Origin of the sequence: Arcobacter denitrificans (SeqCode), from assembly GCF_048571185.1 — a bacterium.
GTDB classification, from domain to species: Bacteria; Campylobacterota; Campylobacteria; order Campylobacterales; family Arcobacteraceae; genus Arcobacter; species Arcobacter denitrificans.
This window is the reverse complement of sequence record NZ_CP182350.1, coordinates 671,847-681,976: the sequence shown is the minus strand read 5'-3', so window position 1 is coordinate 681,976 and position 10,130 is coordinate 671,847. Positions and strand designations below refer to the sequence as shown.

General features: G+C 30.6%; 8 protein-coding genes and 1 pseudogene. All 9 read left to right on the top strand.

Translation table 11 applies throughout. The features are described 5' to 3' along the window. Positions 1-45 precede the first annotated feature (45 nt). Positions 46-1,962, top strand: a pseudogene (gene tkt / locus ACNI28_RS03530) (transketolase); the annotation flags it as partial. Positions 1,963-2,075: 113 nt separating this feature from the next. Further along, a complete protein-coding gene (locus ACNI28_RS03525; RefSeq protein WP_419765585.1) occupies positions 2,076-2,933 on the top strand; it encodes an NAD(P)-dependent oxidoreductase in 858 nt (285 codons plus the stop codon). Next, positions 2,933-3,277, top strand: coding sequence for a gamma-glutamylcyclotransferase family protein (locus ACNI28_RS03520; RefSeq protein ID WP_419765583.1), 345 nt, complete (start codon positions 2,933-2,935; stop codon positions 3,275-3,277). The genes ACNI28_RS03525 and ACNI28_RS03520 overlap by 1 nt, the downstream gene beginning before the upstream one ends. Continuing rightward, positions 3,277-3,504 carry a thioredoxin family protein gene (locus ACNI28_RS03515; RefSeq protein WP_419765582.1) on the top strand — a complete coding sequence of 76 codons (228 nt, stop codon included), beginning with the start codon at positions 3,277-3,279 and terminating at the stop codon, positions 3,502-3,504. The genes ACNI28_RS03520 and ACNI28_RS03515 overlap by 1 nt, the downstream gene beginning before the upstream one ends. A gap of 143 nt (positions 3,505-3,647) precedes the next feature. Next, a complete protein-coding gene (locus tag ACNI28_RS03510) occupies positions 3,648-7,133 on the top strand; it encodes an acyl-[ACP]--phospholipid O-acyltransferase (protein WP_419765580.1) in 3,486 nt (1,161 codons plus the stop codon). Between the two features lie 50 nt (positions 7,134-7,183). Continuing rightward, a complete protein-coding gene (gene purE, locus ACNI28_RS03505) occupies positions 7,184-7,678 on the top strand; it encodes a 5-(carboxyamino)imidazole ribonucleotide mutase (protein WP_419765578.1) in 495 nt (164 codons plus the stop codon). 100 nt (positions 7,679-7,778) lie between these two features. Beyond that, positions 7,779-8,660, top strand: coding sequence for a glycine--tRNA ligase subunit alpha (gene glyQ / locus ACNI28_RS03500; protein ID WP_419765576.1), 882 nt, complete (start codon positions 7,779-7,781; stop codon positions 8,658-8,660). Next, the gene (locus ACNI28_RS03495) at positions 8,660-9,412 is read left to right on the top strand and encodes a Nif3-like dinuclear metal center hexameric protein (protein ID WP_419765574.1); all 753 of its coding nucleotides are present in this window, start codon (positions 8,660-8,662) and stop codon (positions 9,410-9,412) included. Before glyQ ends, ACNI28_RS03495 begins: the two co-directional genes overlap by 1 nt. Continuing rightward, complete coding sequence (locus ACNI28_RS03490; protein ID WP_419765572.1) at positions 9,409-10,128, top strand: zinc ribbon domain-containing protein; 720 nt, start codon at positions 9,409-9,411, stop codon at positions 10,126-10,128. Before ACNI28_RS03495 ends, ACNI28_RS03490 begins: the two co-directional genes overlap by 4 nt. Positions 10,129-10,130 lie beyond the last annotated feature (2 nt).

Here is a 10,130-nt window from a genome sequence, read left to right as displayed (position 1 = left end):
TATAATCCGCAAAATACAATTTAAAACTCACAACACAGTAGGAAAAATATGTCAAATAATTTACTTCAAAAACAAGCGGATACAATCAGGTTCTTGGCTTCAGATATGGTTCAAAAAGCAAACTCAGGACACCCCGGTGCACCTATGGGTTTAGCTGATATTGCAACAGTATTGAGCAAACATTTAAATGTAAACCCAGCAAATTCAAAGTGGCTTAACAGAGATAGATTAGTTTTTTCAGGTGGTCATGCAACTGGATTAGTTTATTCTTTATTACATCTTTGGGGATTTGATGTAAGTATTGAAGACATCAAAAACTTTAGACAAACAAATTCTAAAACTCCAGGACATCCAGAATATGGACACACGCATGGTATAGAAATTACAACTGGACCATTAGGACAAGGTATTGCAAATGCAGTTGGTTTTGCAATGGCTAGTAAATATGCAAAAAATATTTTAAGTGAAGATGTAATAAATCACAAAGTTTTTTGTTTATGTGGAGATGGAGATTTACAAGAAGGTTTATCTTATGAAGCAACAGCAACTGCTGGACACCTTGGACTTGATAATTTAGTTATTATTTATGATTCAAACTCTATTACAATTGAAGGTGATACTTCTATTGCTTGGAGTGAAGATGTTAAAAAAAGATTTGAAGCAATTGATTTTGAAGTATTAGAAATAGATGGGCATGATTTTACACAAATTGATGATTCTTTTACAAAAGCAAAAAGTGCAACTAAACCAGTTCTAATTATAGCAAAAACTGCTATTGGAAAAGGTGCTGCTACTATGGAAGGAAGTCACCATACGCATGGTGCTCCTTTAGGTGCTGATGAAATTGCTGCTTCAAAAACAAAAGCAGGGTTTAACCCAGAAGAGTTTTTTTATGTTTCTGAAGAAGTAAAAGCTGCTTTTGATAAAACGACAACTGGTCCTGAGAGCGAAAAAGCTTGGAATGATTCTTTATCAAATGAGTCTAAAGAGAAAATAGAAAAACTACAAAATCCAGATTTAGATTCTATTGTTTATCCTGAATTTGAAGCAGATTCAAGTGTAGCAACAAGAGATTCAAATCATAAAATTCTTAATGCTATATCTCAAGCTCTTCCAGGTTTTATGGGTGGAAGTGCGGATTTAGCACCATCTAATAAGACAGAATTAAAAGGTGCTGGAGATTTCCCAAGTGGTAAAAATATCCACTTTGGTATCAAAGAACATGCTATGGCATCTATTTGTAATGCTATGAATTTATATGGACTATTTAGAGTATTCTCTGCTACATTCTTTGTTTTTTCTGATTATTTAAAACCAGCTGCTAGAATAGCGGCACTTGCAAGTATCCCACAACATTTTGTTTGGACACATGATTCTATAGGTGTGGGAGAAGATGGACCAACTCATCAGCCAATTGAGCATTTAACACAATTTAGAGCATTGCCAAACTTTTATGTATTTAGACCAGCTGATGCAAGTGAAAATGTGGCTTCTTGGAAAGTGGCATTAAAATTAAATGCTCCTTCTGCATTTGTTTGTTCAAGACAAGGGCTAAAAGTATTAAAAGATGATAGAGCATTTGGTGAAGTTGCAAATGGTGGATATCTAGTTAAGAAAAGAGAAAATGCAACTGTTACAATTATGGCATCAGGAAGTGAATTGATGCTTGCTCTTCAAACTGGATGTGCACTTGAAGAAGAGGGTGTAATAGCAAATATTGTCTCTGTTCCTTGTTATGACTTACTAGTAGAACAAGACAAAACATACATTGATACAATCATTGAACCAAATACAAAAGTATTTGCTGTAGAAGCTGCACGTGGACTAGAGTATTATAAGTTTGCTGATGTGGTTTATGGTATGGATAGCTTTGGGGCTTCTGGTCCTGCAAATGATTTATTTGACCAATTTGGATTTACAATTCCTAAACTAAAAGCTAAAATCTTAGCTGACTTAAAATAAAAGAGAAGATGAGTTAACTCATCTTTTCAACACTTCTTTCAATTCAATTTTAAAATATCATCTTTATTTAATTTAATATCCTTATAATACATATAAAAAACTTAGGAGAAAATATGTCTATAGGTTTTATAGGACTTGGAAATCTTGGATGTGCTATCGCATCAAGATTAAGGGATGTTGGCGAAGAACTGATTGTATATAATAGAAATAGTGAAAAAATAAAAGATTTGGGTTATGAGATTGCAAACTCTCCTAAAGAGTTGTTATCAAAGTGTGATACTATTTTTATGTGTTTATTTGATTCTCCTGCTGTTAATAATATCTTTTCAATGCCAGATGGACTTTTGTGTGAAGAATTAAAAGGCAAGACTATTATAGATTTGACAACAAATCATTATGATGATGTTTTAAAGTTTCACGAAGCAGTAAATACTTTAGGTGCTTACTATTTAGAGAATCCAGTTTTTGGAAGTGTTGCTCCAGCACTTAAAGGTGAACTAACAGTTGTAAGTTCAGGTAAAAAAGAGGTTTTTGATAGTGTTAAGCCCATACTAGAAAAAATAGCAAAAGAGATATTTTATTTAGAAAAACCTGCAAGTGCTACAAAGATGAAACTTATCAATAACCTTTGTCTTGGTTCTTTTATGACAACTTTAGCAGAGTGTACAGCATTAGCTGAGAGTTGTGATATCGATAAGAAAGAAGCTTTAAGTATTTTAGGAGTTGGTGGCGGACAATCATTAGTTTTAAAAGCAAAAACTCAAAAACTAATTGATGAAGACTTTTCAGCACATTTTTCAAATAATGCCATTAATAAAGATTTACATTTACTACAAAATCTAGCTTTTAGTTTAAATCAACCACTATATAGTGCAGCTATTCCTAAAGAGCTATTTTCTAGAATGAAAATGTTAGGTAAAGGGGATGAAGACTTTTCATCTATTTATCAACTATTTAAAGCTGAAAAATAATGACTGAGACACTTTTTGTTTATGGTACACTTATGCCAAACTGTCCAAATGCCCATGTAATGGAAAAAATTGTGGGTAAATTTGTACCTGCAACTGTAAAAGGCTTTTTGATTGATGCTGGATGGAGTGCAGGGATGGGATATCCAGGAATTAGACTTAACCCAGATGGAGATACTGTACATGGGTTTTTATTTACTTCATCAAATTTGATTAATTATTGGGATTATTTAGATGAGTTTGAAGGGGCAGAGTTTGTACGAATGCCTGTTAGGGTTGAGAGATATGATGAATTAGAGATAGATACGTATATATATACATTAAAAGAGCATATTGGAGAGATATAATGAAAATAGAGATTTTAGGAACAGGTTGCACAAAGTGTAAAGCCTTGGAAGAAAATGCAAAAAAAGCTCTTGCTGATGCAGGAGTTTTTGCTCAAATAGAAAAAGTAGAAGATATAGAAAAAATTATGGCTTATGGTGTTATGAGTACACCAGGACTTGTGATAAATGGTGAAGTGAAATCAACAGGTAAACTTTTAAATAGTGAAGAGATAAAAGCACTGTTTTAATATATATGAGTAGAAATAAAAGTTACAACTTGGTTGCACGCTTACAAGTTTAACTTGACTTCTTATGCATAAATATTTATACTTCAAAACAAAATGAAGCTTATGGAGTATTAGATGAAAATAATGAAGAAAAAAAGTAAATAATGAGTAAAATAAATAATCTTGTAATTATAAAATTTGCCTTTTTATTTGTAGTATTTTGTAATGTTGTTGTGGATATTGCCCATAAAATATTTTTACAAAATATTGCTTTTAAGATATTTGATGGAAGTGTGCAAGTAATTTGGATATCTATTATAAATGCTTTAATTCTTATTCCTTTTATACTTCTTTTTACACTAAGTGGATATTTATCAGATAAGTATAATAAGAAAAATATTTTGATATATGGGGCTGTTTCTTCCTTTTTATTATCACTTCTTATGATATTTGCTTATGTTATTTCAAATTTTTATTTAGCCATGTTTGTATTGGTTTTATTGGCAGCTCAAAGTGCCATATACTCACCTGCAAAGTTTGGACTAATACTTGATATATATGGCAAAAAAAATCTATCAACTGGAAACTCAGCCCTGCAAGCAATCTCTATAATTGCAATACTCTTTTCAATAGCAGGTGCTTCCTTCTTTTTTGAAGGCTTTTATAATAGCAATCATCTAGAACTCTTAAATACAAAAGAGGAACTCTTATATGCAATATTGCCTTTGACATATTATATTTTGCCTGTTGCTTTTCTAGAAATGATAGTCTCTTTTTTAGTTTTAAGAAGAGTAAATACCTATTATAAAAGAGATAAAGAGTTGACTTTAGATAAGGTTGCTTTACTTAAAGGAGAACTTTTAAACAAAAATTTAAAAGTACTCTCTTCAAATAGTGTTATATTTTTATCTGTTATAGGACTTTCAGTATTTTGGGGAGTCTCCCAAGGAATGATGGCAGTTTTTCCATCTTTTGCAAAAGAGTATTTAAATGTTACTGATGTATTTGTAATAAATGCAGTAATTGGGGTATCAGGAATCGGTATTGCAGTTGGTTCTATTCTTTATTCTCGTATTTCAAGACACTATATAGAAGTAGGAACTATACCTTTATCAGCACTAGGAATGGCAACGACTATTTATGCAGCAACCGTAGCTCAAAGTCCATTTTTTATAGGAGTCTCTTTTTTCCTTTTTGGAATCTTTGGAGGGATGTTTGTCGTTCCTTTAAATGCACTAATTCAATTTAATGCAAAGAAAAAAATACTAGGAACAGTATTAGCGGGAAATAACTGGTTTCACTCTGTTGCAATGTTTTTAATGTTATGTATGACAACCCTTGTCTCTTTTTATAATCTAAACCCACTCAATACTATATATTTAATTTTGCTTATTACAATAATAGGAACAGTTTACACTGTAATAAAACTACCTCAGTCTTTAATACTATTATTTCTAAAAAGTGTTATTGGAATAAAATATAAACTAGAAGTTAGTGGAATAAAAAACATACCATCAACTGGTGGGGTATTATTACTTGGAAATCATACTTCATGGATAGATTGGGCAGTAGTATTAATGGCAGTTCCAAGGGAAGTAAAATTTGTAATGCATAAGCCAATCTATAACAAGTGGTATTTAAATTGGCTTTTAAGGATGTTTAAAACAATACCCATAGGAACTACAGGAAGTAAAAATACGATTAAAATAGTTGCAGATGAATTGGATAAGGGAAATATCGTAGTTCTTTTTCCAGAAGGAAGTATTACTAGAAATGGACACTTAGGTGAGTTTAAAAAAGGGTTTGAAAAAATCTTAGAATTAACAACTAGTGATATAAGAGTAGTGCCATTTTATATAAGAGGTCTTTGGGAAACAATTTTTTCAAGGGCAAGTAAAAAATATAAAGACTCATACAAAGTAAATAGCGTAACAGTATCTTTTGGAAAAAGAGTAAAAAAAACAAAAGCAAATGCTGTTAGTATAAAACAGGATATTGTAAACTTGTCAACTATAGCTTGGCAAGAGCATACAGATAATTTAGCTACATTAAACGAAGTAATTTTTGATAGATTAAAATCAGTATCAAATGATCTGATTTTTGCAGACTCTACAGGAGTAAATCTATCAGGAAATAAATTTTTAACCGCCTCAATTTTATTTAAAAATTTGTTAGAAAAACAAATAAAAGGACAAAATGTAGGCTTACTTCTTCCTTCAACAGCAGCAGGGGCTTTTATAAATTATTCTTGTTTGATGTTAGGAAAAACAGTAGTAAATCTAAATTATACAAGTGAACTAAACTCAATAAAACAAGCAATTGTACAAGCAGAAATTAAAACACTAGTTGCTTCTAAAAAGTTTATTGAAAAGTTAGAGAAAAAAGGTATAGAAGTAAAAGAGATATTTGAGTTAGTTGATGTTATTTATGTTGAAGATGTAAAAGAAAAAATATCAAAATCAAGTGCTTTTATAACTTTTGCTATGATTAAACTTCTACCTTCATTTATTTTAAAACCAATATTTTTAAGTAAAACAAAAAAAGATGATACTGTGATGATTTTGTTCTCATCAGGAAGTGAAGATATACCAAAGGGTATTGAGCTAAGTGGTGATAATATTTTAGGAAATTCTCAGCAAATAGCTACAATCATTAATGCAACACATGATGATATTATTGTTGGTTCTCTTCCTTTGTTTCATGCTTTTGGAATAGTGGTAACTACCTTTTTACCACTGATTGAAGGTATAAAATGTGTAGCTCATCCAGACCCAACTGATGGCTTTGGTCTGGGTAAATTAGTTGATGAATATAAAGCAACAATTATGTGTGGAACTTCAACTTTCTTTAGGTTATATACAAAAAATCCAAAAGTAAATAAAACAATGTTTGATAGCTTAAGACTTGTAGTTGCAGGAGCTGAAAAATTAAGAGATGAGGTAAGAGTTGATTTTAAAAAGAAATTTGAAAAAGATATTTTAGAAGGGTATGGTACTACAGAGACTTCTCCGGTAGTAGCTTGCAATATTCCTGATACACTTGCAAGTGATGGTTCTATTCAAATTGGTTCAAAAAAAGCTAGTGTTGGCATGCCTATACCTGGAACCATTATAAAAATAGTTGACCCCAACACTCTTAAAGAGCTTAAAACCAATGAAGAGGGTATGATAGTTATATGCGGTATTCAGGTTATGAAAGGCTATTTAAAAGATGAAATAAAAACTTCAAAAGTTTTAAAAAGAATTGATGGAAAACTATATTATATTACAGGAGACAAAGGAAAAATTGATAAGGATGGCTTTATAACTATAGTAGATAGATATTCTAGGTTTGCAAAAATTGGAGGAGAGATGATAAGTTTATCTTCTATAGAGGATAAAATATCTAAGCTTTTAGTTTTAAAAGAAGATTCTGATGTTGATTTTATAATTACTTCAATTGAAGATGAAAAAAAAGGTGAAAAAATCATATTACTAATTTCCCATGTTGATGAACACAAGGTTTTAAAATTAAAAGAAGATATTGTCAAAGAATTTGATAACAAATTGATGATTCCTGCAAAAATAAAAATTGTAGATGAAATACCAAAGCTTGGAAGTGGTAAAAAGGATTTTAAAAAATCAAAGGAGTTAGCTTTATATAATAATTAGATTTTTTTTGATATAATCGCAACTATTTATAAAAATATAAAAGGAAAAATATGAATTTTGTTTCTATAATTATGGGTAGTAAGTCTGATTACGAAATAATGAAAAACTGTGCTGATACATTTGAGAAATTTAATGTAAAGTATGAGATGGTTATCTCTTCTGCACATAGATCTCCTGAGAGAACTAAAAACTATGTAAAAGAAGCTGAAGAAAAAGGTGCTGTTGCCTTTATCGCTGCTGCTGGTATGGCTGCACATTTAGCTGGTGCTTTAGCAGCAGCTACTACTAAACCTGTTATTGGAGTTCCAATGAAGGGTGGAGCTATGGATGGTATGGATGCTATGCTTTCAACTGTTCAAATGCCTTCAGGAATGCCTGTTGCTACTGTTGCACTAGGAAAAGCAGGTGCTATCAATGCTGCATATTTAGCTATTCAAATTTTAGCTATTACAGATAAAGAGTTAGCTGTAAAATTAAAAGAAGATAGAATAGTAAAAAGTAAAGCTGTTGAAGTTGATTCTAAAACTATAGAAGTATTAATATAGTTTAAAATATCGCACTATTTGTTTTTTAATTCAAATAGTGTGATAACATTAAAGTATAATTCAAAACAAAAATAAGATACAAAGTATAGGAATAAAATAGATGATTACATTTTCACAACTTCTTTTAAAATTACAACAATTCTGGGCCCAACAAGGTTGCAATATTGTTCAACCTTATGATATGCCAGCAGGTGCTGGAACATTTCACCCTGCAACACTATTAAGAAGTTTAGACTCAACACCTTGGAGTACAGCATATGTTGCACCAAGTAGAAGACCAACTGATGGAAGATATGGAGAAAACCCAAATAGACTAGGGGCTTACTATCAATTTCAAGTTTTAATCAAACCAAGTCCAGATAATATCCAAGACTTATATTTACAATCTTTAGAGTATTTAGGTTTAGATACCTCTAAACATGATATAAGATTTGTAGAAGATAACTGGGAATCTCCAACTCTTGGAGCATGGGGACTTGGATGGGAAGTTTGGCTTGATGGTATGGAAGTTACTCAGTTTACATATTTTCAACAAGTTGGTGGCTTAGCTTGTGATCCAGTTGCTGTAGAGATTACATATGGAACTGAAAGGTTAGCTATGTATTTACAAGAGGTTGATTCTGTATTTGATATAGTTTGGAATGAAAATGAACATGGTAAAACAACTTATGCAGATGTTCATAAAGAGAGTGAATATGAGTTCTCAAAATATAATTTTGAAGTAGCAAATGTAGATATGTTATTTAAACATTTTGATGATGCCTTTAATGAAAGTAAGTCTTGCCTAGAAGCTGGACTTCCTCTTCCTGCATATGACCAGTGTATGTTAGCAAGTCACGCTTTTAATACTCTTGATGCAAGAAAAGCTATCTCTGTTACTGAGAGACAAAATTATATTTTAAAAGTGCGAGAACTTTCAATGGGATGTGCAGTTTTATATAAAGAACAAGAAGAAGATAGATTAAAAAGAATTGGTAAATAATGAAAATCAAAGATATTTATAATTACTTAGATGAACTTTCACCTTTTGTTTTACAAGAGAAATGGGATAACTCTGGATTGATTGTAGGTAGTTATGATGATGAAGTTGAAAAAGTATATATTAGTATAGATTTGGATGAAGAGTTAGTTTCTAATATGGAAGAAAACTCTTTAGTAATTACTCACCATCCTTTGATTTTCTCAGCGCTTAAAAGAGTAAATTATGATTCATATGCAACAAAGATTTTAAAAGTACTGATTCAAAAAAATATTTCACTAATTGCAATGCATACAAATATTGACAAAACACATTTAAATAGATATGTTGGAAAAGAGATTTTGGGATTAAATTTAGAAAATAGTGAAGAATATATCTCATATGCTAATGTAAATTCATCATTTAATGAGTTTTGTGAAGAAATATCAAAAAAATTAGATATTGATGAATTGAAATTTGTAAAATGTAGTGATGAGGTTAAAAGAGTTGCTTTAGTAACAGGGGCAGGTATGTCGATGATTTCGGAAGTTGAAGCAGATTGTTTTTTAACAGGTGATATAAAATATCATGATGCAATGGAAGCAAAATCAAGAGGAATTTCATTAATTGATATAAGACATTATGAAAGTGAGCACCATTTTACTGCACTTTTATTTTCTCTTATTGAAAAATATTTGAAAAAAAATAAATTAACAGCTATAATGGCGAATTCAAAAAATCCATTCAGTTTTTATAATACAAGGAGAAACGGTTGAACAAGTATTTAGAGGATTTAATCAAATTATCAAAATTTGACGGCAAAATTAGTTCATTTGAACCACAAATTGACAACGAAAAAGACAAATTAGCAACATTTGTTGAGATTGCAGAAGAGATTAAAAAAGGTATAAATGATACTTATGCTCAAATTGATGAGATAAAATCAAAAAGAACTAAAAATAACATTCACTTAGCTGAATTAAAGTCAAAATTAGAAGATATTTCTAAAAAAGGCGCAGTAGTTCAAACAGAAAAAGAAGTTAAAGCTTTACAATTAGAAGAAGAGATTGCAAAAGAACAAATTTCATTTGCAAACGAAGAGATTGAAAGACTTGATAAACTTTCAACTGCAAAAGAAGAAGAGTTAAAAGAGTTACAAGAGAAGTTAACAGAAGAAGAGAATGGAATTAAAGAGTTACAAGTTTCTGTTGATAATGCTATTGAAGAGATTAACAAAGAAAGAAATGTTGTATATCAAGATAGAGCTGAGTTATTAGGAAACTTTGATAATAAAGTTTTAACTTTCTATGAAAAAATTAAAAGATGGGCAAAAGATACAGCTGTTGTTCCTGTTAAAAAACAAGCATGTTACGGATGTTTTATGAAAATAAGTGACCAAACATATGCAGAAGTAATTAAATCAGATGAGATTATTAATTGTCCACACTGTGGAAGAATTATTTATAAAGAAGAAGAAACTGTAGAGGCTTAATT